Raw genomic sequence first — 23,646 nt, forward strand, 5'->3', positions numbered from 1 at the left:
ATGACATCGACCGCCAAGTCCCTGCCGGTCGCCCCGAATCTGATCGAGCTCGCGATCGGCGGCATGACCTGCGCGTCCTGCGCCGCCCGGATCGAGAAGAAGCTCAACCGGATGGACGGCGTCGAGGCCACGGTCAACTACGCCACCGAGAAGGCCACCGTCCGGTACCCCGACGAGGTCTCGGCGGCCGACCTGATCGCCACCGTGGAGAAGACCGGGTACACCGCCGTCGTACCGCCGTCGCCGGCGCCGGCCGGGGCGGAGACCGCCGCCGAGCCGGTGGACGAGCTGCGCGGACTGCGTACCCGGCTGTGGGTGTCGGTGGCCCTGGCCGTGCCGGTGATCCTGCTGGCGATGGTCCCGGCCTGGCAGTTCGACTACTGGCAGTGGCTCTCGCTGACCCTGGCCGCCCCGGTCGTGGTCTACGGCGGGCTGCCGTTCCACCGGGCCGCCTGGATCAACCTGCGGCACGGCGCGGCGACCATGGACACCCTGGTCTCGCTCGGCACCCTGGCCGCGTTCGGCTGGTCGCTCTGGGCGCTCTTCCTCGGCGACGCCGGCATGCCCGGGATGACCCACCCGTTCCGCTTCGACATCACCCGCACCGACGGCGCCGGCAACATCTACCTGGAGGCGGCGGCCGGGGTCACCGTCTTCATCCTCGCCGGCCGCTACTTCGAGGCCCGCTCCAAGCGGACCGCCGGCGCCGCCCTGCGCGCCCTGCTGGAGCTGGGCGCCAAGGACGTGGCGGTGCTCCGGGGCGGCCAGGAGGTCCGCGTCCCGGTCGACCAGCTCGCGGTGGGGGACCGGTTCGTGGTCCGGCCCGGCGAGAAGGTCGCCACCGACGGCGTCGTGGAGGAGGGCTCCTCCGCGGTCGACGCCAGCATGCTCACCGGTGAGTCGGTGCCGGTCGAGGTGCGGCCGGGCGACACCGTGGCCGGCGCGACCGTCAACGCGGGCGGCCGGCTGGTCGTCCGGGCCACCCGGGTCGGCGGGGACACCCAGCTCGCCCAGATGGCGAAGCTGGTCGAGGCGGCGCAGACCGGCAAGGCGGCGGTGCAGCGGCTCGCCGACCGGATCTCCGGAGTCTTCGTGCCGATCGTGATCGCCCTCGCCGTCGGCACGCTGGGCTGGTGGCTCGGCACCGGCGCTGGGACGACCGCCGCCTTCACCGCGGCGGTGGCCGTGCTGATCATCGCCTGCCCGTGTGCCCTCGGCCTGGCGACGCCGACCGCGCTGCTGGTCGGCACCGGGCGAGGCGCCCAGCTCGGCATCCTGATCAAGGGTCCGGAGGTGCTGGAGTCGACCCGCCAGGTCGACACCGTGGTGCTGGACAAGACCGGCACCGTCACCACCGGCAAGATGACCCTGGTCGACGTGCTCCCCGCCGCCGGTCAGGACGCCGACGAGCTGCTCCGGCTGGCCGGCGCGCTGGAGGCCGCCAGCGAGCACCCGATCGCCCGGGCCGTCGCCGCCGGCGCCGTCGACGCGGGCGCCCTGCCGGCGGTGACCGGGTTCGCCAACGTCGAGGGGCTCGGCGTGACCGGGTCGGTCGACGGCCGCGAGCTGGTGGTCGGGCGGCTCCGGCTGCTGCGGGAGCGGGGTCTGGACGTACCGGAGGAGGTCGTGCGGACGGTGACCGACGCGGAGGCCGCCGGACGGACGGCGATCCTCGCCGGCTGGGACGGTCGGGCCCGTGGGGTCCTCGCGGTGGCCGACGTGGTCAAGCCGACCAGCCGGACGGCGGTCGCCCGGCTGCGCGGGCTGGGGCTCACCCCGGTGCTGCTGACCGGCGACAACGCCACCGTCGCGAAGGCGGTGGCCGCCGAGGTCGGCGTCGATGAGGTGATCGCCGAGGTGCTGCCGGCCGACAAGGTGGACGTGGTCAAGCGCCTCCAGGGCGAGGGCCGGACGGTGGCGATGGTCGGTGACGGGATCAACGACGCCGCCGCGCTCGCCCAGGCCGACCTGGGGCTGGCCATGGGCACCGGCACCGATGTCGCGATCGAGGCGTCCGACCTGACCCTGGTCCGGGGTGACCTGACGGCCGCCGTGGACGCGATCCAGCTCTCCCGGCGGACCCTCGGCATCATCAAGGGCAACCTGTTCTGGGCCTTCGCCTACAACGTGGCCGCCCTGCCGCTCGCCGCCGCCGGCCTGCTCAACCCCATGATCGCCGGTGCGGCGATGGCCTTCTCGTCGGTCTTCGTGGTGGCCAACAGCCTGCGGCTGCGCCGGTTCCGCCCGGTCGGCTGACGTCGGCTCCGGCGGGCCTGCCTCCTCACCGTCGGTGAGCGCCGCCGGTGACGGAGGGTTGAGCAACCGGACGCGGGGGTACTTCGGGGGCATAGCGAAAACCGCTGAGTGGAGGTTCGCATGGGTATCGACGACAAGATCGACAACGCGTCCGAGAACACCGCGGGCAAGGTCAAGGAAGGCGTCGGTCGGGCCACCGACGACGAGCGCCTCGAGGCCGAGGGTCGCAACGAGCAGGCCAACGCCAACCTCAAGCAGGCCGGCGAGAAGATCAAGGACGCCTTCAAGAGCTGACGCACGGCTTTCGCACGCCGGGCCGGCAACCGCCGTGCCCGGCGTGCTGCGCGCCCGGGTTGACGTCCCGGCCGGGGCGCGTCCTGCCGAGGCGTCGCCGCGTTGGCAGGATGGTCTGTCGCCGCTCGATCTGATCGGGGCGCGGGCGGCAGCACGACAGTGAGCCCCGGTTGACCGAGGACCGTCCGTGGGACGGCCACCGACCGTACGGGGAGAACCATGACCGGTACCACCGCGATCCGTACCGCCGCCCTGGTGACGCTGACCGCGCTCGCCGGGGCCTGCCAGTCCACCGGGGAGGAGAGCGCGGCCCCGGCCGGCACCACGGCCGCCGCGCCCAGCGCCTCCGCCGTGGAAACGGGGACCCCCGCCGCCACCACCGCGCCCTCCCCGGTGACGGCGGCGAACACCGCGGCGGTGTGCGCCAGCGTCGACAAGCTGATCATCGCCGGCAGCCGGGAGATCGCCGACGACTCCGCGGCGGCGACCCGCCGCGAGCTCACCCCGGAGCAGGTGAGCGCGGAGCTCAAGGCCAACCTCACCGACCTGGCCGACGACGTGCGTGGGCAGGCCGCCCGGGCGCAGGACCCCGAGATCAAGGTCCTGATCACCGACACCGCCGACCGGATCGACGCCGGCGCCAGGTCGGCCGCGCCGGCGAAGTGGCTCACCTCGACCTTCGTCGGCATCCCGCGGCGCCTCACCGAGGAGTGCCACGCCTGACCGTCCGTCCACTCTGATCAGGGGCAGCACCCCGCCGACCCCTTGCGCCGGCCCGGCCAGCGCATACCGCCGTCCATATCGGAATGTCGACTCCCGCTCACCGACGGTCATCGCGGTTCGCGTCCGGGACCTAGGATGCGAGGCGACCCCGACCACGGAGGGAGCCGCGCCATGGCAGACCCGATCGATCCGTCCGGTCTCGGCCGCCTGCTGTCCGAGACCATGTCCGCGCTCGGTCAGTTCGGCGGTGGCCCGCAGGACGACGTGGTGCCGCCCGAGGGCGTGGGAGAAGCCGCCGACGGCATGGTCCGGGCGACCGTGGCGCCGCCCGGTCGGGTCACCGCGCTCGCCCTCGACCCCCGGGTCATGCGAATGGCGAGCGAGTCGCTCGCCGAGGAGATCACCCGGGCGGTCAACGAGGCGCTCGCCGACCTCCAGGAGAAGGCGGCCGGCGCGGTGCCGGGGCAGGTCGACCTCGGTGGGCTCGGCGACCAGCTGCGGCGGATCCAGGAGGACGCCGGCCGGCAGCTCACCAAGTTCACCGACTCCCTGATCGAGGCCCAGGATCGGCTCGCCCGCCAGGGCGGGAAGTGATGGCCCTCCAGATCGACCCGGAGGGGCTGAGCGGCTCGGGGCGGGCGCTGGAGGGCGCCGCCACCCGCTTCACCGAGGCGCTGGCGGCGTTCCGCGCGGAGCTGGAGAGCTTCGGCCGGCCCTGGGGGTCGGACGATATCGGCTCGCTGATCGGCGCGGCCCACGACGAGGTGTCCGCCTTCGCCTTCGACTGCTTCGACAGCGCGTTGCAGGAGATCGCCGCCGCCGGCACCGACCTCACCGGCATGGCCACCCGGTACGCGCAGGTCGAGGCCGCCATCACGAAAGGCTTCGACGGCCTCCAGCAGGGCCTGGGAGGCTGAGCGGTGGGCCTCGAACTTCCCGGCGAGCTGCGCTCGCTGCTGGGCGTCCTCGGCTACACCTGGCCCGAGGCGGACGAGACCCGGCTCTTCGAGATGGGGAACGCCTGGATCGGCTTCTCCGGCACTCTCGCCGGGGTGGTCGCCGAGGCGGACACCGGCGCGAGCGCGGTCTGGACCACCCACGCCGGGCAGGACATCAGCGCCTTCCAGGCCTGGTGGACCAAGGAGGACAGCCCCGCCGACAGCCTCCGGGACGGCGTGACCGCCGCCGTGCTCACCGGAACCGGCCTGATCATCTGCGGCGCGATCGTCCTCGCGCTGAAGATCGCGGTGATCGTGCAACTGGTGGTCCTCGCCATCCAGATCGCCCAGGCGGTCGCCACGGCCGCGGTCACCTTCGGCGCCTCGTTGCTGGAGATCCCGGTCTTCCAGCAACTCGCCCGGACCATCGTCGGGAACCTCATCCAGGAGGTCATCTGGAAGCTGATCGACGGGTGACCGGGGGATGAGCGGAGGTAGGGCCGGCGGGCGGTTGATGCGGGCCGCGCTGCGCTTCCTGAAGAAGACCAAGGGGCGCAACCGGCCGGGCCGGATGAAGCCGCACTTCGTCGACCACGTCTTCGGCGGGCATGTCCGACCCGGCCTCACCAAGGGCTCCGGCTATCACTATCGACCCGGCGGTCAGGACTTTCCCGGCCGCAGAATCAGGCCCGGCACGGTCAACCGGCACCCGACGAACGGCGCGTACGAGGCGGAACCCGAGTTCTTCGACCCGACCCGCAATCCGCCGCACGGTGAGTGGAAGCCCAAGGCCGGCAACGGCGGGGTCAGCACCTTCTTCCCGGACGACTGGACCCCCGCGCAGGTGGACAATGCCATCAGCGGGGCCTTCCAGAATGCCGTCCGACAGCCGGACGGGACCTGGATCGGCACGTACCGAGAGGTGACCATCCAGGGCTTCTACGATGGCCCCGACGGCTTCACGCACGGGTGGCCCGTCCTCTGATCCTCGGAAGGCTTGCCTTGACCTTCATCACCTTCTCCCTCAACCAGTTCAACCTTCCGGCCTACCAGGTGAAGGACGACCGGTACACGACCCTCGGGGTCTGGCTGATCACCGACATCTCGCGCCAGTTCCTGGTCTGCCTCGACGGCCTGGCCATGATCGATGATGTCGCGGCTGGGCGGGCGCCGTTCGAGGAGTGGAGCAGTGACAAGTTCGAGGTGGAGTTCACCCAGCAGGGCGTCTTGCTGCAGAACCAGTGGCTCGAGCACCAGCGCGGGGAATACACGGTCGACGAGGTCCGGGACGCCCTGGAGAGCTACTGGCGCTACCTGGTGAGCCTGCCGGAGCGGGAGCTGATCCGTGAGTACCGTCCCGACCTTCCGGAATGGCAGGCGGCCCTGCTGCGGTGGGAGGAGAAGTGGGGCCTCACCCACCCGTACCGGGGTCGGCTGTTCTGATCAGCGCAACACCCGGTACGTGACGTGGGTGACGGTTGGCGCGGCGACCACCCGCACCGGCTCCAGCCGGGCGTCGTTTGCCCCGCGAAGAGCGGCGTGCCGCCGCGCATCACCAGCGACTCGCGGGGATGGTGGGTCAGCACGAAGACCAGTACGCGGAGCGGCGGGTCGTCACCCCACCAGCCGGTCTGGCCCGGCGCGGCCACGTATCCGTCCAGGGAGATGGAGATCTGACTGGTCACGTTTCCCAGGTCCGGTGGACCCCCCTCGGCGCGAGAACTCATCGGTCGGCGGCGAGCCGGGCGGCCCGTACCTCCAGGTAACGCCGCTCCGGGAGGCTGGTGGTGCCCCGGGCGGCGGCCCGGTACGCCGCCCGCGCCGCCGCCCGCTCGCCGGCCAGCTCCAGCAGGTGGGCGCGGACGGCGGCGAGGCGGTGGTGCCCGGCCGTCCGCTCGTCGGCGTCCAGCGGCGCCAGCAGGGCGAGCCCGGCGCGCGGGCCGTCCACCATGGCCACCGCGGCGGCCTGGTTGAGAGTGACCATCGGGTTCGGCGCGATCCGCGCGAGCAGCCGGTAGAGCGCGACGATCTGCCGCCAGTCGGTCTCCGCCGCCGACGGTGCCTCGGCGTGCACCGCGGCGATCGCCGCCTGGAGCTGGTACGGCCCGGGCGGCGACCAGGTCAGCGCCTCGGTGACCAGGGCCACCCCCTCCTCGATCGCGGCCCGGTCCCAGCGGCTGCGGTCCTGCTCGGCCAGCGGGACCAGCTCACCCGCCGGCCCGGTCCGGGCGGCCCGGTGCGCGTCGGTGAGCAGCATCAGCGCCAGCAGCCCGGTGACCTCGCCGTCGTCCGGGAGCAGCCGGCGCAGCTCCCGGGTCAGCCGGATCGCCTCCCCGGTCAGCTCCGCCCGCTGCAGGTCGGGCCCGGTGGAGGCGGTGTAGCCCTCGTTGAAGACCAGGTAGAGCACGTGCAGCACGGCGCGCAGCCGCTCGTCGCGATCGGCGGCCGAGGGCAGGACGAAGCGGGACCCGGTCGCCTCGATCCGCTGCTTGGCCCGGCGGATCCGCTGGCTCATGGTCGCCTCCGGCACCAGGTACGCCCCGGCGATCTGCGCGGTGGTCAGGCCGCCGACCGCCCGCAGCGTCAACGCCACCTGCGCCGGGACGGTGAGCGCCAGATGGCAGCAGAGGAAGAGCAGCTTCAGCGTGTCGTCCCCGGTCGGCGGCTCCTCGTCGGCGGGCGGCGCGACCGCCGCGTACCCGGGCTCGCGGAGCGCCACCGCGACCTCGCGGTCGCGGCGGGCCCGCTCGCTGCGCCACTCGTCGGTGAGCCGGCGGGTCGCCACGGTGACCAGCCAGGCGCGGGGGTGCTCGGGCACGCCCTGCGCGGGCCACTGCACGGCGGCGGCGAGCAGCGCCTCCTGCACGGCGTCCTCGCAGGCGTAGAACTGGCCGTGCCGCCGGACGAGGACGGCGAGGACCTGCGGCGCCAGGGTGCGCAGCAGGTCCCCGACGGCGTGGTCGGCAGCGGTCACATCTCCGTCCCGGCCTCGTCCATCACCGGCCGCACCTCCAGCACGCCGACGCCCCGTCGGACGTCCGGCCAGCTCGCGGCGATCTCGGCGGCCCGCTCCGGGCTCTCGCAGTCGACCATCAGGTAGCCGGCGAACTGCTCCTTGCTCTCCATGAACGGGCCGTCGGTGATCTCCGCGCGGCCGCCGACGGACCGGACCGTCCGGGTCTGCGACGGGTCGGCGAGCGCCTGCCCGCCGACCAGCTCACCCGACTCGGTCAGCTCCTTCATGATCACGTCGACCTCGCCGAAGATGGCGTTCCGCTCCTGCTCGGAGAGCTCCTCCAGAAAGCCGGGGCGGTTCCAGATCAGCAGCATGTACTTCACGGTGCACTCCTCGGGTACGGGCCACAGGTGTGGGCGCCTCTCGGTGAGGGGTCGGAGCCGAGGCGCCGTACCCGACATCCTCACCCGGGGAAATTCCGGAAGGGGTCAGCGCCGCCCGCGTACCGCCCGGCGGGCCGGGGCGCCGGCGTCGAGCGAGGCCCGGTCGGCGGCCGACGTCCCGGAGGACCAGCCCTCCGCGTCCCGCACCTGGAGGCGGTGCCGGGTGACCCCGGGGAAGAGGGTGTCCAGCCGTTCCCGCACGGCGTCCGAGCGGGCCGCGAGGACCGGAAGCAGCCGGTCGTCGCCCCGCTCCTCGACCGCCTCCCGGTTCGCCGACTCGGTGGCCGCCCGCAGCCGCTCCCCGATCCGCAGCGCGAACGCGTTGAGGAACGACTCGTCGTAGCCCTTGGTCCGCCGGCTGCCGGTCTTCGTCCGCCGCTCACCCCTGCCGCGCAGCATCGCGGCGGTGGCCTGCACCAGCAGCGAGGTGTGCAGCAGCTCGACCGCCGCCAGGTCCGCCGGGAAGCCGAGCACGGTGGCGAAGCCGAGGTCGTCGGACCAGACCGACTCGCACCGGTTGGCCGCCGCCACCTCCTGCACCAGCAGCGCCTTCGCGGCCGCGTACGGGGCGTCGGTGCTCAGCCGTATCCCACCCGGCTGGTCCGGCCGTTCGGCGGTCGCGTCAAGCAGGGCGGCGTCGATGCTGTGCCGGGCCATCAGCTCCTGGGCCTTGCCGGTCAGCGCCTCCGCCTCGGCCGGAAAGGTGGTCGACTCGGCCTTGGCCAGCAGCGCGCGTACCCGGTCCAGCATCCGCGACCCGGAGACCGGGGCGGACACCCGCGGGGTGGCGGCCGCTCTACCCGGCGGTGGGCGGAGCAGCGCGATCGGGGGCAGCCCCTCGACCAGGCCGAGCGCGTCCACCGCGTCGCGCAGCGCGGTGATCCGGTCCACGCCCACCCGGGCCGCCCACCGGTTCAGCCAGTCGACCTCGGTCTCCCACCCGGCGTCGAGCTCGGCCACCTGCTCGTCGAACCACTGCGGAACGGCCCCGGGCAGGGCGGCGCGCTGGGCGGCGACCGCCGCCCGGACCAGCCGGGCGGCACCCGGGTCGAGCCGCCGGGCGGCGATCCGGTCCAGGTCGACCGGCTGCCAGCCACGCGGCCAGAGCCGGCCGACGCCGCGGCGCAGCCGGGCGAGGAGCGCCGCGTCCACCGCGGGGCCGTCGCCGACCACCAGCCGGTCCAGGGCGCGTTCCGCCTCGCGTACGTCGGTGCCGCGCGCCGCCACGAGGGCGGCAGCGACCAGGTTGTCGGCGTCCGGCACGGGTTGACCCCTTCTCCACGGTCGTTCCGGTGCGGGCGACCACGGGTGGCGAGGTGCGCACCCGCCCCGAACGGTACCGGCGCCCCGGGCGCCGCGACCCGTGAGCGACCTCACCATCGACCGCCGGCGCGCGGATTCTCCCGCCGACGGTCAACCGACCGGGCCGCTCGTCCGTACTCCTGGGCGGACCAGGGGCGGCGACGGACGGAGATCGATGTGGGCGGGCGTACCACGCGGGACGGCGGCCTGCACCGGCGACGTCGGGCGTCCCGCGCCGGCTCGGTGACCCTGCTGGCGCTGGTGGTGGTGGCGGTCGGGCTGGCCGCCGGTGGCGCGTACGCCGCCCGGCGCGGCGGCCCCGACCTGCTGGCCACGGCCGGCGCCCGGCCCGCCACCGGCCCGGCCCCGGCGCGCCCGGCGGCGCCCGCGCCCGTGCCGGAGAAGCCGGCGGCGGGCCGGATCGCCCCGCCACGGGAGCCGACCGTCAGCTACCCGCCCCGGGGCACCGGGAGCTTTCGCACCGCCACCGCCCTCGGCGCCGTGGCGTCCCGCACTTCGACGATCTGGGCAGCTACCGGCAGTACCTGCTCAACCACGAGGTCGGCCACCGCCTGGGCCGGGGCCACGAGCTGTGCCCACGGGCCGGCGGGCCGGCGCCGGTGATGGAGCAGCAGACGCTCGGCCTGCACGGCTGCACGCCGAACGCCTGGCCCCGGGTGGACGACGCCCTGCACACCGGCCCGACCGGCCAGTACGACGACCCGGTCCCCGCCGAGGACTGACGGGGGCCGCCGGGCGGCGACCCGCCCCCGACCGGCGCCGCGCGGCCGGCGGTGGTGAGATGGACCGCGGACACGTGGCGCGCGGCAGGGGCCCAGGGCCCCGGGGAGGGGACGCGGATGAGTCGGGTCGTGGTCACCGGAGGCAGCGGAAAGCTCGGCCGGGCGGTCGTGGACGAGCTGCTCGCCCACTCGTACGACGTGGTGAACCTGGACCTGGTCGCGCCGGCCGAGCCGCGCTGCCCGTTCACCCGGATCGACCTGACCGACCAGGGTCAGGTGCTGGAGGCGTTCACCGGCATCGATGAGCGCTACTCGGGGGTGGACGCGGTGGTGCACCTGGCCGCCATCCCGGGGCCGGGCGTCGCCGGGAACGCGGTGACCTTCCGCAACAACATCACCGCCAGCTACCACGTCTTCTCCGCCGCCCGGGCGGTCGGCATCACCAACGTGGTCTGGGCGTCCAGCGAGACGCTGCTCGGCCTGCCGTTCGGGACCCCGCCGCCGTACCTGCCGGTGGACGAGGAGTACCCGGCCCGGCCGGAGACGTCGTACGCGCTGGCGAAGCACCTGGAGGAGCAGATGGTCGCCCAGTTCTGCCGCTGGGAGCCCCGGCTCAAGGCGATCGGGTTGCGGTTCTCCAACGTGATGGAGCCGGCCGACTACGCCGCCTTCCCCGGGTACGACGCCGATCCGTCGCTGCGCTCCTGGAACCTCTGGGGCTACATCGACGCCCGGGACGGGGCGCAGGCGGTCCGCCGGGCGCTGGAGCACGACGCGACCGGGATGGACGTCTTCATCATCGCCAACGCCGACACGGTGATGAGCCGCCCCACCGCCGAGCTGGCCGCGGAGGTCTTCCCGGGGGTTCCGGTGCGCCGGGAGCTGACCGGCAACGAGACGCTGCTCTCGATCGACAAGGCCCGGCGGGTGCTCGGCTACGAGCCGAAGCACGGCTGGCGCTGAGGAGGAGGTCCGCGTGGAGTACGTGAAGTTCGGGGCGACCGGCCTGGAGGTGTCCCGGCTCTGCCTGGGCTGCATGAGCTACGGCGACCCCGCCCGCGGCCCGCACCCGTGGTCGCTGCCGGAGGAGGAGAGCCGGCCGTTCATCCGGCAGGCGGTGGAGCTGGGGGTCAACTTCTTCGACACCGCCAACGTCTACTCCGACGGCACCAGCGAGGAGATCGTCGGCCGGGCGCTGAAGGACTTCGCCCGCCGCGACGAGGTGGTCATCGCGACCAAGGTGCACGGCCGGATGGGTCCGGGGCCGAACCGGGGCGGGTTGTCCCGCAAGCACATCATGAGCGAGATCGACGCCAGCCTGCGCCGGCTCGGCACCGACTACGTGGACCTCTACCAGATCCACCGGCTGGACCCGGGAACGCCGATCGAGGAGACCCTGGAGGCGCTGCACGACCTGGTCCGCGCCGGAAAGGTCCGCTACCTCGGCGCCTCCTCGATGTACGCCTGGCAGTTCGCCAAGGCGCTCTGGGCCGCGGAGCGGCACGGCTGGACCCGCTTCGTCTCCATGCAGAACCACTACAACCTGCTCTACCGCGAGGAGGAGCGGGAGATGCTGCCGCTCTGCGTGGACCAGGGGATCGCGGTGATCCCGTGGAGCCCGCTGGCGCGGGGGCGGCTGACCCGGGACTGGGGGGAGCGCACCGCGCGGGCGGAGACCGACGAGTTCGGCCGGAGGCTCTACGCGCGTACCGAGGAGCCGGACCGGCGGGTCGTCGAGGCGGTGGCCCGGATCGCCGAGGCGCGGGGCGTACCGCGGGCGCAGGTGGCACTGGCCTGGGTGGCGCGCAACCCGGCGGTGACCGCGCCGATCGTCGGCGCGACGAAGCCGGAGCACCTGACCGACGCGGTGGCCGCGCTGGAGCTGGAGCTGACCGACCAGGAGGTGGCGGCGCTGGAGGCGTCGTACGTCCCGCACCCGTTGGCGGGCTTCTAGCCGGCCGTCGAGCCGGGGCGCTGCCCGGGCCGGCCCGCCCTCAGCGGGGGAAGGAGGCCCAGATGTTCTTGGTGTCGTCCGTCGCGTACCAGCCGACGGCGAGGGAGACCGACTGCGCCAGCAGCAGCCCGCGTCCGCCCGAGTCGAGCGGGTGGGTTTCGGCCAGCTCGGGCACGCTGGCCAGGTCGTGGTCGGCGACGTCGAGGATGAAGCAGTCGTCGGCGGCGAGCAGCGTGACGATGGTCGGCGGGATGCCGTGCCGCAGCGCGTTGCTCGCCAGCTCGGTGGCGACCAGCACGACCAGGCCGGGCACCTCGTCGAGCTCCTCCCCCTGGGCCAGGCCGTAGCGGGTCAGCGCCGCGCACAGCGACGCCCTCAGCTGGCGCAGTTCCGCGGCCGTGCCGAGGTCCCACCGCTCGAGTTCGGTGGCCCGCGGCGGCGGCGGCGACGTGCGCAACTGTCCCATGATCCTGGTTTACCCTGCGTAGCCGTCCGCTAAGCGGGTGAGCGTGGACTCATCGGCGGCGTCGTCGCGCTCCGCTATGTCTCGCCGGGGCCCGGTCGGACCGGCCCCCTCGCCACCGGGATCGAGGGGGCGCCGGTCCGGCCGTCAGTGCCGGAGCAGCGCGAAGACGCCCCAGCCCAGGTACTCCCGCCGGTAGCGGACGTGGCGGACCGGGTCCTCGGTCAGCTCCCGCCGCAGCTCCCCTGCGAGCTCGTCGTCCGGGTTGTCGTCCAGCCAGCGGCGCAGGTTGAGCCAGTGCGCGGCGGCGTACCGGTCCCAGCCCGGCAGGTCCCGGAACTGCTCTTTCGACTCCGCGTGGCACTGCGGTGGCAGACTCCGGGCTCCCGGCCGGCTCCCCGAAATGGCATGATGTCCGGCGTGTCCGCCCCCCGTGACCAGTACGGCGCCGACGTGGCCCCGCCCACGAGCGTGCTGCCGCTGGTCCGGCCGGCCGGCAGCCGCCACCGCGCCCCCGACGATGGACGTCGGCTGATGTGGCTGGCGGTGGGGGGAGCTGGCGTCGCGATGGTGGCCGCCATGCTCATGGTGGCCTTCGCCGGCGATGAGGACGCCGGTCCCGCCACCGGTTCCACCGTGGCGATCGGCACGTCCGCCCCCGCCGACCCCACCGAGCCGGTGACCGAGGAAGCCTCGCCCACGCCCACCAGCTCCCCGTCCTCGTCGTCCCCCGCCCCACGGCGGGCGGCCAGCCCGGCGGAACTCGTGGCGGGGCTGGGGACCACCGTGGAAGGGCTCGTGCAGCAGGGGCAGCTACGCCCCCGAGTCGGCAACGAGCTGGGGAAACGGTTGCGCGAGGTGGAGGAGAAGATCGCCGACGGCGAGACGGACGAGGCGCGGGAGCAGCTGCGCGAGTTCGCCGAGAAGCTCATCGACCTGCGCCAGGATGGCAAGATCAGCGCCAGCGGGTACGAGGTCCTCGTCGCCGGGACGACGCAGCTCGGCCAGGCGCTGCCCGACCGCTGACGCCGGTCATCCACCCCGGCGGCCCGCCGTCCGGTGTTTCCCCGGACGGCGGCCGGGGCACTTTCAGATCGTGAACGTCGGGTCGATGCTGGACGGCCGTTACCGGCTGCTGGACCGGCTGGGTGCCGGCGGCATGTCGGTGGTCTGGCGTGCCCACGACGAGGTGCTCGGGCGGGACGTGGCGGTGAAGGTGCTCTCCCCGGAGCTGGCGGCCGACCCCCAGCTGCTGCACCGGATCCGGACCGAGGCCCGCTCTGCCGCCCGGCTCCGCCACCCGAACATCGGCCACCCCCGCGGCAACGGAGACGGCCACGTTGAGCACGTAGTCCACCACCAGCGAGGCCGCCGCCACCAGGCTGGTCCGCCGGGACAGGTGCCGCTTCGCCACCGCGTAGGCGCCGCCGCCGTCGGGGAAGGCCCCGATGACCTGCTGGTACGACAGGACGAGGACCGCGAGCAGCCCGGCGATGGCCAGGGTGACCGGCAGCGTGAACCCCAGCCCGATCCCGCCGGCGGCAGCCAGCACCAGGACGATGGCCTCGGGGCCGTACGCCACCGACGCCACCGACGCCATCGCGTCCAGCGACAGGGCGGCGAGGCCGCCGAGGCCGCTCAACTGGTCGCGACCGGCCGCACTGCGGCTGCCTGATCGGACGGGCCGCCAGGGCCGCCGGCGTAGGAGGCCGGTCTGGTCGGTCAGGCGTTGGTCGGGGTCGGAATCGACCAACGTCGCGGCATCGGGCATGAGCCCGAATATGCCCGGCCTGACCTGGGTCGGGCGGGCTCCGATACAAGATGCTGATGCCGCGGGCCGCACTTTTCACGCGCTTTTCCCGCCACCGGGAAGGACAAGTCGGAACGGCTTTGAACGTGGCTGCCGGCGGACCGTCAAAGCGATGTCAAAAATCCTCCGCCGGGCGTAGCGAACGTGTGAAAGCCATCGACGGCGGCTGCGGGCCGGGACTGGTATGGCCAGAGGCGGGCCTGAGGTGCGGGCCCTCGCTGTCGCCGGAGGCGTGCTGTGGCTGTCGATCGAGATCGGAACACCGGGACGTACGGGGAGTCGACACCGACGGGGATCAGCGTCGCGGTCGGCTGGGCGGCGATGGTCGGGGCGGTGCTGCTGGCTGCTGCCGTGTTCCCGCCGGTGGACCTGGCGGCCCGGGCGCTCCTCGTCGCCGTCGCCGCCGGGGCGTACGCGGCGTTGGTGGCGGACCTGCGGGCGGTCGCCGCGGTGACGGCCCTGGCGATGGCCACGTTCGTCGGGTTCCTCGCGCACCGGTTCGGTGAGCTGACCGGTGGCGGTGACGCCTGGACCTACGCGGCGTTGATTGCGTTCGCCGCGGTCCTCGGCGCCGGCTACCGGCGCCTGCGCGCGATGGCCTCGGCCGACGGCGAGGAGGCAGCTCGGTACCCGTCGGTGGTGAGGCCCCGTACCAGCGTCGTCGCGCCCCCGGACGACGCGCCGGGCGGTCCCCGTGCGGCGTGACCGCGCCGAAGCCGAGCAGGACGGGACGCCCGGCGGGGTCGGCGGCACCCTGTCGATCGCGGTGGAGTTGGTGACCGGGCGTGGCCAGGACTGGTGGCCACGCCCGGGTCGCGTCTTCGCGGCAAGTTCGGCGCACACCTTCGCCGACCTCGCGGAGGCGATCGACGTCGCCTTCGGCCGCCGGGACCTGGATCACCTGCGGATGTTCGTGCTGCCCGTCGGGATCGAGGTGAGCTGGTCGGCGTGGCGGGACGGACCAGCCTTTCCCGGCACCCTGGACGGCCGGTCCCGCCGGCTCGACCTCCTGCACCCCGGCGCCTCATTCGCCTACCTGTTCGACCTTGGCGAGGACTGGACCCACCTGTGCACCGCCCGTCGCGCCGAAGACCGCTGGGCGGAGCCGCCGTCGCGGAAGCCGTACCCGCTGCACGGCTGGGGAGCTGTTCCGGACCAGTACGGGCGGACCCTCCCCGACGACCACGCCCTGATCCGCCCGGCCCGGCGGACGACGGCGATTCGGGCGGACCTGCCACCCATCCTGCCGTCGTGGGGCACGCGCCGCTGACCGCCGACGTGCGGTGACCGGGGTCACCCGATCAGGGGCCTGCGTCAAAAGCGCGTCAAGAATCGGCAGCTACCCGTCATGGTCGCGTTATAGCCCCTGTCCTTCTAAAGGGTGTGGCGTTTTGATTGCCCGGCGCGACCGGAAGGCGGTCGTGACGAATGAATCCGCGATGAGGAGTCAGCTGTGTCTGACGTGGTGTTCGTGCTCGTGACGGTGGCGCTGTTCGCAGCGCTCGCCCTGGTGGTACGGGCGGTGGAGAAGCTGTGAGCGCCGTCAACGCCGTCGGCCTGGTGCTGGCGATCGGCCTGGGTGTGTTCCTGGTCGTGGCCCTGCTGTTCCCGGAGCGCTTCTGATGACCATGACAACAGCCGGCGTCATCTTCATCCTCTCCCTGATCGCGGCGATCGTCGCGGTCTACAAACCCTTCGGCGACTACATGTACCGGGTGGTCTCCGGTACCCGGCAGTCCCGGGTCGAGCGCGGGATCTACCGGCTGGTCGGGGTCAACCCGGCCGCCGAGCAGTCCTGGGGCGTGTACGCCCGCAGCGTGCTCGCCTTCTCCGCCCTCTCGATCCTGTTCCTCTACCTGTTCCAGCGGGTGCAGAATCACCTCTGGCTGTCGCTCGGCTTCGACCCGGTGGTGCCGCACGGCGCCTGGAACACCGCGGTGTCGTTCGTGACCAACACGAACTGGCAGTCCTACTCCGGTGAGTCGACGATGGGCCACCTGGTGCAGATGGCCGGGCTGGCGGTGCAGAACTTCGTCTCCGCCGCCGTGGGCATCGCGGTCGCGGTCGCGCTGGTGCGCGGCTTCGCCCGCAGCCGCACCGGCGAGCTGGGCAACTTCTGGGTGGACCTGACCCGGATCACGCTGCGGATCCTGCTGCCGGTCGCGGTGCTGGCCACGCTCGCCCTGATGATCGGTGGCGCGGTGCAGAACCTCTCCGCCGGCACCGACCTGACCACGTTGACCGGTGGCAGCCAGACCGTCACCGGCGGACCGGTGGCCAGCCAGGAGGTGATCAAGGAGCTCGGCACCAACGGTGGCGGCTTCTACAACGTCAACAGCGCCCACCCGTTCGAGAACCCGACCGCGTGGACCAACTGGTTGCAGCTCTTCCTGATCCTGCTGATCCCGTTCAGCCTGCCCCGGGTGTTCGGCCGGATGGTCGGGCAGAACCGGCAGGGCTACGCGATCGCCGCCGTGATGGGGATCCTGGCGTTCGTCAGCATCGCCCTGACCAACGTCTTCGAGCTCGCCGGGCACGGGACCGTGCCGCAGGCGGTCGGCGCGGCCCTGGAGGGCAAGGAGGTGCGGTTCGACGTGTCGAACTCGGCCACCTTCGCCGCCGCCACCACGCTGACCTCGACCGGTGCGGTGAACTCGTTCCACGACTCGTTCACCTCACTCGGCGGCATGATGACGATGGTCAACATGATGCTCGGCGAGGTCGCGCCCGGCGGCACCGGTTCCGGCCTCTACGGCCTGCTCATCCTCGCGGTGATCACCGTCTTCGTCGCCGGCCTGATGGTCGGCCGGACCCCCGAGTACCTGGGCAAGAAGATCGGCTCGCGAGAGATCAAGTTCGCCTCGCTGTACTTCCTGATCACCCCGGCGCTGGTGCTGGTCGGCACCGCGGCCGCGTTCGCCACCGGCAACAACTCGACGGCGCTCAACGTCGGCCCGCACGGGCTGTCCGAGGTGCTCTACGCGTTCACTTCGGCGAGCAACAACAACGGCTCCGCCTTCGCAGGCATCACGGTCAACACCACCTGGTGGGACACCGCGCTGGGCCTGTGCATGCTGCTCGGCCGGTTCCTGCCGATCATCTTCGTGCTCGCGCTGGCCGGCTCGCTGGCCCGCCAGGCACCCACCCCCGCCTCCGAGGGCACCCTGCCGACCCACCGACCGCTGTTCATCGGAATGGTCGTCGGCGTCACGGTGATCCTCGTCGCGCTGACCTTCCTGCCCGCGCTCGCGCTCGGCCCCCTCGCTGAGGGGCTGTGACAATCATGAGGAACAAGGACATGTCCGTCACACCAGTGACATCCGGGGCCGGCCAGGAGCCGACCGCCGGCACCCCGGCCATCCATGGCAACCGGGTCGGCGGGGGCCTGCTCGACCCCAAGCAGTTGCTCCGGTCCCTGCCGGACGCGCTGCGCAAGCTCGACCCGCGCACCCTGTGGCGCAACCCGGTGATGCTGATCGTCGAGATCGGCGCCGCGTTCACCACCGTCCTGGCGGTGGCCGACCCGTCGGTGTTCGCCTGGGCGATCACCGTCTGGCTCTGGCTGACCGTGCTCTTCGCCAACCTGGCGGAGGCGGTCGCCGAGGGCCGGGGCAAGGCCCAGGCCGCCGCCCTGCGCCAGGCGAAGAGGGACACCATCGCCACCCGCCTGATCGGCTGGACGCCCGGCGCCGCGGCGAACACCTACCGCGACGAGGCCGTGCCGGCCCCCGCGCTCAAGCAGGGCGACGTCGTCCTGGTCGAGGCGGGCGGGATCATCCCGGGCGACGGCGACGTGGTCGAGGGCATCGCCAGCGTGGACGAGTCCGCCATCACCGGCGAGTCGGCCCCGGTGATCCGGGAGTCCGGCGGCGACCGCAGCGCGGTCACCGGCGGTACGAAGGTGCTCTCCGACCGGATCGTCGTCAAGATCACCCAGAAGCCGGGGGAGAGCTTCATCGACCGGATGATCGCCCTGGTGGAGGGCGCGAACCGGCAGAAGACCCCGAACGAGATCGCGCTGAACATCCTGCTCGCCGCGCTCACCATCATCTTCCTGCTGGCCGTGGTCACCCTCCAGCCCCTGGCGATCTTCTCCAAGGGGTACCAGGCGGCCGCGTCGGACAGCGGCGCGATCACCGACGCGGGCGTCAGCGGCGTCGTCCTGGTGTCGCTGCTGGTCTGCCTGATCCCCACCACGATCGGCGCGCTGCTCTCGGCCATCGGCATCGCCGGCATGGACCGGCTGGTGCAGCGCAACGTCCTGGCGATGAGCGGCCGGGCCGTCGAGGCCGCCGGCGACGTCAACACGTTGCTGCTCGACAAGACCGGCACGATCACCCTGGGCAACCGGCAGGCCGCCGAGTTCCTGCCCGTCGAGGGGGTGACCGCCGAGCAGGTCGCCGACGCCGCCCAGCTGTCCAGCCTCGCCGACGAGACCCCCGAGGGCCGCTCGGTCGTCGTGCTCGCCAAGAACGCCTTCGGGCTGCGGGAGCGCGAGCCGGGCGTCATCCCGCACGCCACCTTCGTGCCGTTCACCGCGCAGACCCGGATGAGCGGCGTGGACCTCGGCGCGGAGAGCGTCGCCGGCGGGGTCCGTCGGATCCGCAAGGGCGCCGCCGCCGCGGTGATGAAGTGGGTACGCGAGAACGGCGGTCACCCGACCGAGCAGGTCGGCCAACTCGTCGACGAGATCAGCGGCATCGGCGGCACCCCGCTGGTGGTCGCCGAGCACCTCGACGGGGAGCCGGCCCGCACCCTGGGCGTCATCCACCTCAAGGACGTGGTCAAGACCGGCATGCGGGAGCGGTTCGACGAGATGCGCCGGATGGGCATCCGGACCGTGATGATCACCGGTGACAACCCGCGTACGGCGAAGGCGATCGCCGACGAGGCCGGCGTGGACGACTTCCTCGCCGAGGCCACCCCGGAGGACAAGCTCGCCCTGATCCGTAAGGAGCAGGAGGGCGGCCGGCTGGTCGCGATGACGGGCGACGGCACCAACGACGCCCCCGCCCTGGCCCAGGCCGACGTCGGCGTCGCGATGAACACCGGCACGTCGGCCGCCAAGGAGGCCGGCAACATGGTCGACCTCGACTCCGACCCGACCAAGCTGATCGAGATCGTGGAGATCGGCAAGCAGTTGCTGATCACCCGGGGGGCGCTGACCACCTTCAGCATCGCCAACGACATCGCGAAGTACTTCGCGATCATCCCGGCCATGTTCGCGGGGCTCTACCCGAGCCTGGACGCCCTGAACGTCATGCGGCTGGCCAGCCCCGAGTCGGCGATTCTTTCGGCGGTCATCTTCAACGCCCTGGTGATCATCGCGCTCATTCCGCTCGCCCTGCGCGGTGTCCGCTACCGGCCCGCCGCCGCGTCGAAGCTGCTCAGCCGCAACCTCTGGCTTTACGGCCTCGGCGGCATCATCGTGCCGTTCATCGGCATCAAGCTCATCGACCTGCTCATCCAGTTCATCCCAGGGATCTCGTGATGCGCCTACCCACCTGGCTCGCCCAACACCTCGCCGCCCTGCGCGCGCTGCTCGTCTTCACCGTCCTGCTGGGGCTGGCGTACCCGCTCGCCCTGGTCGCGGTGGGCCGGCTGCCCGGCCTCAATGACAAGGCGGACGGCTCGCTGCTCACCGCCAACGGCAAGACCGTCGGCAGCGCACTGATCGGGCAGTCCTTCACCGACGCCGACGGCAACCCCGTCCCGCGTTACTTCCAGTCCCGCCCGTCCGCCGCCGGCGACGGCTACGACCCGACGTCGACCGCGGCCAGCAACCTCGGCCCGGAGAGCGTCGTCGACACCATCGCCACCGACCCGGCCGAGTCGACCCCGAGCCTGCTCAGCCTTGTCTGCGCCCGCAGCAAGGCGATCGGGGAACTCGAGGGCGTCGACGGGCGGCGCCCGTACTGCACGCCCGACGGCGTCGGTGCCGTGCTCGCGGTGTTCCGCGCCGACGGACTGACCGGCCGGATCACCCGCGTGGTCAGCGTCAACCAGACCGCCCCGGCCACGCCGTTCGTGGGCTCGTACCAGGGCGTGCCGGTCGAGCTGGCCAAGCCGGGCGAGGACTACGTGGCGGCCGGCGGCGTGATCACCCCGATCCGTGGTGACGCGCCCGCCGACCCGGCGGTGCCGTCCGACGCGGTGACCGCCAGCGGCAGCGGCCTCGACCCGCAGATCTCCCCGGCGTACGCGAAGTTGCAGGTCAACCGGGTCGCTCGCGAGCGGGGCGCGGACCCGGCGGCGGTCCGCCGCCTGGTCGAGCAGCACACCACCGGACGGTCGCTGGGCTTCATGGGCGAACCGGGCGTGAACGTCCTGGAGCTCAACGTCGCCCTCGACCGGCAGTTCCCGGCTCGCTGATCCACCGCCACGGGCGAGGCCGGACCCGACCGGTCTCGCCCGTGCCACCGGCCCCCCACGCCACGACACCGACCGAGGTCGGTGTCGTGGCGGCTCCCGAGCAGGAAGGATGTTCTGCGTGCCACGAGGAGAACTCCGGATCTACCTGGGGGCCGCCCCCGGCGTCGGCAAGACGTACGCGATGCTGGAGGAGGCCCAGCGTCGCGCCGGACGCGGCACCGACGTGGTGGTCGGCCTGGTCGAGACCCACGGCCGCGCGCACACCGACGCGATGATCGGCGACCTGGAGGTCGTGCCGCGGCGTGAGATCACCTACCGCGGCACCGGATTCACCGAGATGGACCTGGACGCCCTGCTGGCCCGCCGGCCCGAGGTCGCCGTCGTCGACGAACTGGCCCACACCAACGTCCCCGGCTCCCGGCACGAGAAGCGCTGGCAGGACATCCAGGAGCTCCTCGACGCCGGCATCAGCGTCCTCTCCACCGTCAACGTCCAACACCTGGAATCGGTCAACGACGTCGTCGCCCAGATCACCGGCACCACCCAGCGGGAGACCGTCCCCGACGAGATCGTCCGCGCCGCCGAACAGGTGGAACTGGTCGACATGACGCCGGAGGCGCTGCGCCGCCGGATGGCCCACGGCAACATCTACCGGCCCGACAAGATCGACGCGGCGCTGGGCAACTACTTCCGGGTCGGCAACCTCACCGCGCTGCGTGAGCTGGCGCTGCTCTGGCTCGCCGACAAGGTCGACGACCAGCTCGACCGGTACCGCGCCCAGCAGGGCATCTCCGCCACCTGGGAAGCCCGCGAGCGGGTCGTCGTCGCACTCACCGGTGGGCCGGAGGGCGACACCCTGATCCGCCGGGCCGCCCGGATCGCCGACCGCAGCAAGGGCGCCGACCTGCTCGCCGTGCACGTCGCCCGCAGCGACGGGCTGGCCGACGCCGACCCCGCCCGACTCGCCCGGCAGCGGGTGCTGGTGGAAAGCCTCGGCGGCACCTACCACCAGGTCCTCGGCACCGACGTACCCGCCGCGCTGCTCGACTTCGCCCGCGGCGTCAACGCCACCCAGCTCGTTCTCGGCGCCAGCCGGCGCGGCCGCTTCGCGCAACTGCTCTCGCGCGGCGTCGGGATGACCACCACCGCGCTGTCCGGGCCGATCGACGTCCACCTGGTCACCCACCCGGAGGCCGGGCGGGGCCGGCGCGCCGCCGCGGTGCCGGCGGCGCTGTCACGGCGACGCCGGCTGCTCGGCTTCGCGCTCGCCGGGCTCGGCATGCCGCTGCTCACCCTGCTGCTGCTGGCCCTGCCCGACCTGAACCTCACCAACGACATCCTGCTCTTCCTCGCCGGCGTCGTCGGCGTGGCGCTGGTCGGCGGGATGTGGCCCGCCCTGGTCGCCGCGCTCGGCGGGTCGCTGCTGCTGAACTGGTTCTTCACCCCGCCCTTCTACACGCTGACCATCGCCGAGGCGGACAACCTGCTCGCCCTCGGCGTCTTCGTCGGCGTCGCCGTCGCGGTCAGCTGGGTCGTCGACGTCGCCGCGCGACGGACCCGGGAGGCCGCGCGCGCGTCCGCCGACGCACAGACCCTGGCCACTGTCGCCGGCGGCGTGCTGCGCGGCGAACGGCCGCTGCCGGCCCTGCTCGACCGGCTCCGGGAGACGTTCGGGCTGCGCGCGGTCAGCGTGCTGGAACTCGCCGCGGACGCCGAGGGGCGACCCGACCGCGCCCGCGACGAGGGCGCCTGGCGGGTGGTCGCCAGCGTCGGTGACCAGCCGGCGTGCAGCCCGAGTGCGGGGGAGACCACGGTGCCGGTCGACGACCGGCTCACCGTGGTGCTCAGCGGCCGGCGGCTCGAGGCCGCCGACCGGCGCATCGTCGAGGCCTTCGCCGCCCAGGCCGCCGTCGCCCTGAAGCAGGAGCGCCTCGCCGAGGAGGCGGCCACCGCCCGCCCGCTCGCCGAGGCCGACCGGATGCGCACCGCGCTGCTCGCCGCGGTCAGCCACGACCTGCGTACGCCCCTGGCCTCGGCGAAGGCCGCGGTGAGCAGCCTGCGCAGCCCCGACATCGAGTTCGACGCCGATGACCGAGAGGAACTGCTGGCCACCGCCGACGAGTCCCTCGACCGGCTCAGCCGGCTGGTGGCGAACCTGCTCGACATGAGTCGCCTGCAGGCCGGTGCGCTGGGCGTGACCCACGCCGCGATCGGACTGGAGGACGCCGTACCCCGTGCCCTGGACGAACTCGGCCCGGCGGCGGCCGACGTCAGCACCGACATCCCCGCCGACCTGCCCGCCGCCACCGCCGATCCGGGCCTGCTGGAGCGGGTGCTGGTCAACCTCGTCGCGAACGCGCTGCGGCACAGCCCGCCCGGGCAGCCGCCCACCGTCACCGCGAGCGCCCACGCCGGGCAGGTCGAGCTGCGGGTCATCGACACCGGCCCCGGCATCCCCGAGGACCAGTGGGAGCACGTCTTCCTGCCGTTCCAGCGCCTCGGCGACCGGGACAACCAGACCGGCGTCGGGCTCGGCCTCGCCCTGTCCCGCGGCCTCGCCGAGGCGATGGGTGGCAGCATCACCCCGGAGACCACGCCCGGTGGCGGCCTCACCATGGTCCTGCGGCTGCCGGCGGCCACCGACACCACGACGGAGGGACCGCAGGAATGACCCGCATCCTGGTCGTCGACGACGAACCGCAGATCCTGCGCGCCCTGCGGATCAACCTGCGCGCCCGCGGCTACGACGTCCAGGTCGCCGACACCGGCACCGCGGCGCTCAAGGCCGCCGCCGCCCACCCACCGGACCTGGTGGTGCTCGACCTGGGGCTGCCCGACCTCGACGGCGTTGACGTCATCCGCGGCCTGCGCGGCTGGACCGCCGTGCCGATCATCGTGCTCTCCGGCCGGGCGGGCAGCGAGGACAAGGTCGCCGCGCTGGACGCCGGGGCCGACGACTACGTCACCAAACCCTTCGGCGTCGACGAACTCCTCGCCCGGATACGGGCGGTGACCCGCCGGCTCACCGCCACGCCGGCCGACGCCGCCGCGCCCTCGGCGCTCCGGGTCGGTCGACACACGGTCAACCTCGCCGACCGGACCGTCACCCGCGACGACGGTACGGAGGTCAAGCTCACCCCCACCCAGTGGGCCATGCTGGAGAAGCTGCTGCGCCACCCGGGCAAGCTCATCAGTCAGCGCCAGCTGCTGCACGACGTGTGGGGCCCGGAGTACCAGCAGGAGACCAACTACCTACGCCAGTACATGGCCCAACTGCGGCGCAAGCTCGAGGACGACCCTGCCCGCCCCCGCCACCTCATCACCGAACCGGGCATGGGCTACCGGTACCGGCCCTGACCGCCCGGAAGGCGGAGATACCACCGGCAACGAGC

26 protein-coding genes and 1 pseudogene are annotated in these 23,646 nt (G+C 73.1%); 22 read left to right on the top strand and 5 right to left on the bottom strand.

Annotated features, from left to right (window positions below; translation table 11 throughout):
* The 8 genes from ACTWO6_RS02940 (at position 1) to ACTWO6_RS02975 (ending at position 5,654) form a co-directional block, all read left to right on the top strand.
* Positions 1-2,256 carry a heavy metal translocating P-type ATPase gene (locus tag ACTWO6_RS02940; protein ID WP_446218096.1) on the top strand — a complete coding sequence of 752 codons (2,256 nt, stop codon included), beginning with the start codon at positions 1-3 and terminating at the stop codon, positions 2,254-2,256.
* Between the two features lie 120 nt (positions 2,257-2,376).
* Entirely contained in the window at positions 2,377-2,550 is a 174-nt protein-coding gene (locus ACTWO6_RS02945; RefSeq protein WP_089011428.1) for a CsbD family protein, read from the top strand.
* Between the two features lie 219 nt (positions 2,551-2,769).
* The gene (locus tag ACTWO6_RS02950; RefSeq protein ID WP_446218097.1) at positions 2,770-3,273 is read left to right on the top strand and encodes a hypothetical protein; all 504 of its coding nucleotides are present in this window, start codon (positions 2,770-2,772) and stop codon (positions 3,271-3,273) included.
* Between the two features lie 171 nt (positions 3,274-3,444).
* Entirely contained in the window at positions 3,445-3,867 is a 423-nt protein-coding gene (locus ACTWO6_RS02955) for a YbaB/EbfC family nucleoid-associated protein (RefSeq protein WP_446218098.1), read from the top strand.
* Positions 3,867-4,190 carry a hypothetical protein gene (locus ACTWO6_RS02960; RefSeq protein ID WP_446218099.1) on the top strand — a complete coding sequence of 108 codons (324 nt, stop codon included), beginning with the start codon at positions 3,867-3,869 and terminating at the stop codon, positions 4,188-4,190. The genes ACTWO6_RS02955 and ACTWO6_RS02960 overlap by 1 nt, the downstream gene beginning before the upstream one ends.
* Positions 4,191-4,193: 3 nt before the next feature.
* Entirely contained in the window at positions 4,194-4,688 is a 495-nt protein-coding gene (locus tag ACTWO6_RS02965) for a WXG100-like domain-containing protein (protein WP_446218100.1), read from the top strand.
* A 7-nt stretch (positions 4,689-4,695) separates the two neighbouring features.
* The gene (locus ACTWO6_RS02970; RefSeq protein ID WP_446218101.1) at positions 4,696-5,196 is read left to right on the top strand and encodes an EndoU domain-containing protein; all 501 of its coding nucleotides are present in this window, start codon (positions 4,696-4,698) and stop codon (positions 5,194-5,196) included.
* Positions 5,197-5,213: 17 nt separating this feature from the next.
* Positions 5,214-5,654, top strand: a complete 441-nt coding sequence (locus ACTWO6_RS02975; protein WP_446218102.1) for a hypothetical protein — start codon at positions 5,214-5,216, stop codon at positions 5,652-5,654.
* 280 nt (positions 5,655-5,934) lie between these two features.
* On the opposite strand, the gene ACTWO6_RS02980 is transcribed toward ACTWO6_RS02975, so the two are convergent.
* The 3 genes from ACTWO6_RS02980 to ACTWO6_RS02990 all read right to left on the bottom strand — a co-directional run bounded on the left by ACTWO6_RS02980 (position 5,935) and on the right by ACTWO6_RS02990 (position 8,873).
* Positions 5,935-7,185 (bottom strand): RNA polymerase sigma factor, encoded by a 1,251-nt coding sequence (locus ACTWO6_RS02980; RefSeq protein ID WP_446218103.1) that lies wholly within the window; start codon positions 7,183-7,185, stop codon positions 5,935-5,937.
* Positions 7,182-7,541 carry a YciI family protein gene (locus tag ACTWO6_RS02985; RefSeq protein WP_242624442.1) on the bottom strand — a complete coding sequence of 120 codons (360 nt, stop codon included), beginning with the start codon at positions 7,539-7,541 and terminating at the stop codon, positions 7,182-7,184. Before ACTWO6_RS02985 ends, ACTWO6_RS02980 begins: the two co-directional genes overlap by 4 nt.
* Before the next feature lie 114 nt (positions 7,542-7,655).
* Positions 7,656-8,873 (bottom strand): DUF2786 domain-containing protein, encoded by a 1,218-nt coding sequence (locus tag ACTWO6_RS02990; RefSeq protein WP_446218104.1) that lies wholly within the window; start codon positions 8,871-8,873, stop codon positions 7,656-7,658.
* A 216-nt stretch (positions 8,874-9,089) separates the two neighbouring features.
* Here ACTWO6_RS02990 and ACTWO6_RS02995 point away from each other — a divergent pair, with 216 nt between their 5' ends.
* From ACTWO6_RS02995 to ACTWO6_RS03010, 4 genes are all read left to right on the top strand, one after another.
* On the top strand, positions 9,090-9,536 hold the full coding sequence (locus ACTWO6_RS02995; protein WP_446218105.1) for a hypothetical protein: 447 nt from the start codon (positions 9,090-9,092) through the stop codon (positions 9,534-9,536).
* Positions 9,458-9,655: a DUF3152 domain-containing protein gene (locus ACTWO6_RS03000; RefSeq protein ID WP_446220542.1), complete on the top strand. Its 198-nt coding sequence runs from the start codon at positions 9,458-9,460 to the stop codon at positions 9,653-9,655. Before ACTWO6_RS02995 ends, ACTWO6_RS03000 begins: the two co-directional genes overlap by 79 nt.
* A gap of 117 nt (positions 9,656-9,772) precedes the next feature.
* Positions 9,773-10,618, top strand: a complete 846-nt coding sequence (locus tag ACTWO6_RS03005) for an NAD-dependent epimerase/dehydratase family protein (RefSeq protein ID WP_109800793.1) — start codon at positions 9,773-9,775, stop codon at positions 10,616-10,618.
* A gap of 13 nt (positions 10,619-10,631) precedes the next feature.
* The gene (locus tag ACTWO6_RS03010) at positions 10,632-11,609 is read left to right on the top strand and encodes an aldo/keto reductase (RefSeq protein ID WP_446218106.1); all 978 of its coding nucleotides are present in this window, start codon (positions 10,632-10,634) and stop codon (positions 11,607-11,609) included.
* Between the two features lie 40 nt (positions 11,610-11,649).
* Here the strand turns inward: ACTWO6_RS03010 and ACTWO6_RS03015 are convergent, their stop codons facing one another.
* Together ACTWO6_RS03015 and ACTWO6_RS03020 are read right to left on the bottom strand one after the other, a co-directional pair.
* Entirely contained in the window at positions 11,650-12,075 is a 426-nt protein-coding gene (locus ACTWO6_RS03015; protein WP_446218107.1) for an ATP-binding protein, read from the bottom strand.
* A gap of 144 nt (positions 12,076-12,219) precedes the next feature.
* Positions 12,220-12,579, bottom strand: a complete 360-nt coding sequence (locus ACTWO6_RS03020) for a hypothetical protein (protein ID WP_446218108.1) — start codon at positions 12,577-12,579, stop codon at positions 12,220-12,222.
* Between the two features lie 27 nt (positions 12,580-12,606).
* Here ACTWO6_RS03020 and ACTWO6_RS03025 point away from each other — a divergent pair, with 27 nt between their 5' ends.
* The 10 genes and pseudogenes from ACTWO6_RS03025 to ACTWO6_RS03070 all read left to right on the top strand — a co-directional run bounded on the left by ACTWO6_RS03025 (position 12,607) and on the right by ACTWO6_RS03070 (position 23,611).
* Complete coding sequence (locus ACTWO6_RS03025) at positions 12,607-13,098, top strand: FIMAH domain-containing protein (RefSeq protein WP_446218109.1); 492 nt, start codon at positions 12,607-12,609, stop codon at positions 13,096-13,098.
* 85 nt (positions 13,099-13,183) lie between these two features.
* Positions 13,184-13,381 (top strand): annotated as a pseudogene (locus ACTWO6_RS03030) (serine/threonine-protein kinase); the annotation flags it as partial.
* A gap of 738 nt (positions 13,382-14,119) precedes the next feature.
* A complete protein-coding gene (locus ACTWO6_RS03035) occupies positions 14,120-14,587 on the top strand; it encodes a hypothetical protein (RefSeq protein ID WP_446218110.1) in 468 nt (155 codons plus the stop codon).
* Positions 14,577-15,152: an IS1096 element passenger TnpR family protein gene (locus ACTWO6_RS03040; RefSeq protein WP_446218111.1), complete on the top strand. Its 576-nt coding sequence runs from the start codon at positions 14,577-14,579 to the stop codon at positions 15,150-15,152. Before ACTWO6_RS03035 ends, ACTWO6_RS03040 begins: the two co-directional genes overlap by 11 nt.
* Before the next feature lie 263 nt (positions 15,153-15,415).
* A complete protein-coding gene (gene kdpF, locus ACTWO6_RS03045; protein WP_036343797.1) occupies positions 15,416-15,505 on the top strand; it encodes a K(+)-transporting ATPase subunit F in 90 nt (29 codons plus the stop codon).
* A complete protein-coding gene (gene kdpA / locus ACTWO6_RS03050) occupies positions 15,505-17,160 on the top strand; it encodes a potassium-transporting ATPase subunit KdpA (protein WP_446218112.1) in 1,656 nt (551 codons plus the stop codon). The genes kdpF and kdpA overlap by 1 nt, the downstream gene beginning before the upstream one ends.
* A gap of 20 nt (positions 17,161-17,180) precedes the next feature.
* The gene (gene kdpB, locus ACTWO6_RS03055; protein WP_446218113.1) at positions 17,181-19,373 is read left to right on the top strand and encodes a potassium-transporting ATPase subunit KdpB; all 2,193 of its coding nucleotides are present in this window, start codon (positions 17,181-17,183) and stop codon (positions 19,371-19,373) included.
* Positions 19,373-20,254, top strand: coding sequence for a potassium-transporting ATPase subunit C (locus ACTWO6_RS03060; RefSeq protein ID WP_446218114.1), 882 nt, complete (start codon positions 19,373-19,375; stop codon positions 20,252-20,254). Before kdpB ends, ACTWO6_RS03060 begins: the two co-directional genes overlap by 1 nt.
* Before the next feature lie 118 nt (positions 20,255-20,372).
* A complete protein-coding gene (locus ACTWO6_RS03065; RefSeq protein ID WP_446218115.1) occupies positions 20,373-22,925 on the top strand; it encodes a DUF4118 domain-containing protein in 2,553 nt (850 codons plus the stop codon).
* A complete protein-coding gene (locus ACTWO6_RS03070; RefSeq protein ID WP_446218116.1) occupies positions 22,922-23,611 on the top strand; it encodes a response regulator in 690 nt (229 codons plus the stop codon). Before ACTWO6_RS03065 ends, ACTWO6_RS03070 begins: the two co-directional genes overlap by 4 nt.
* The last annotated feature ends 35 nt before the right edge of the window (positions 23,612-23,646 follow it).

The sequence above is a fragment of the Micromonospora sp. IBHARD004 genome (genome assembly GCF_052814115.1).

What these genes read in the sequence shown, in the direction of transcription:
- ACTWO6_RS02940 (WP_446218096.1), top strand. Translation starts at nt 1, where the DNA reads ATGACATCGACCGCCAAGTCCCTGCCGGTCGCCCCGAATCTGATCGAG.
- ACTWO6_RS02945 (WP_089011428.1), top strand. Translation starts at nt 2,377, where the DNA reads ATGGGTATCGACGACAAGATCGACAACGCGTCCGAGAACACCGCGGGC.
- ACTWO6_RS02950 (WP_446218097.1), top strand. Translation starts at nt 2,770, where the DNA reads ATGACCGGTACCACCGCGATCCGTACCGCCGCCCTGGTGACGCTGACC.
- ACTWO6_RS02955 (WP_446218098.1), top strand. Translation starts at nt 3,445, where the DNA reads ATGGCAGACCCGATCGATCCGTCCGGTCTCGGCCGCCTGCTGTCCGAG.
- ACTWO6_RS02960 (WP_446218099.1), top strand. Translation starts at nt 3,867, where the DNA reads ATGGCCCTCCAGATCGACCCGGAGGGGCTGAGCGGCTCGGGGCGGGCG.
- ACTWO6_RS02970 (WP_446218101.1), top strand. Translation starts at nt 4,696, where the DNA reads ATGAGCGGAGGTAGGGCCGGCGGGCGGTTGATGCGGGCCGCGCTGCGC.
- ACTWO6_RS02985 (WP_242624442.1), bottom strand. Translation starts at nt 7,541, where the DNA reads ATGCTGCTGATCTGGAACCGCCCCGGCTTTCTGGAGGAGCTCTCCGAG.
- ACTWO6_RS03005 (WP_109800793.1), top strand. Translation starts at nt 9,773, where the DNA reads ATGAGTCGGGTCGTGGTCACCGGAGGCAGCGGAAAGCTCGGCCGGGCG.
- ACTWO6_RS03015 (WP_446218107.1), bottom strand. Translation starts at nt 12,075, where the DNA reads ATGGGACAGTTGCGCACGTCGCCGCCGCCGCCGCGGGCCACCGAACTC.
- ACTWO6_RS03025 (WP_446218109.1), top strand. Translation starts at nt 12,607, where the DNA reads ATGTGGCTGGCGGTGGGGGGAGCTGGCGTCGCGATGGTGGCCGCCATG.
- kdpA (WP_446218112.1), top strand. Translation starts at nt 15,505, where the DNA reads ATGACCATGACAACAGCCGGCGTCATCTTCATCCTCTCCCTGATCGCG.
- kdpB (WP_446218113.1), top strand. Translation starts at nt 17,181, where the DNA reads ATGTCCGTCACACCAGTGACATCCGGGGCCGGCCAGGAGCCGACCGCC.
- ACTWO6_RS03060 (WP_446218114.1), top strand. Translation starts at nt 19,373, where the DNA reads ATGCGCCTACCCACCTGGCTCGCCCAACACCTCGCCGCCCTGCGCGCG.
- ACTWO6_RS03070 (WP_446218116.1), top strand. Translation starts at nt 22,922, where the DNA reads ATGACCCGCATCCTGGTCGTCGACGACGAACCGCAGATCCTGCGCGCC.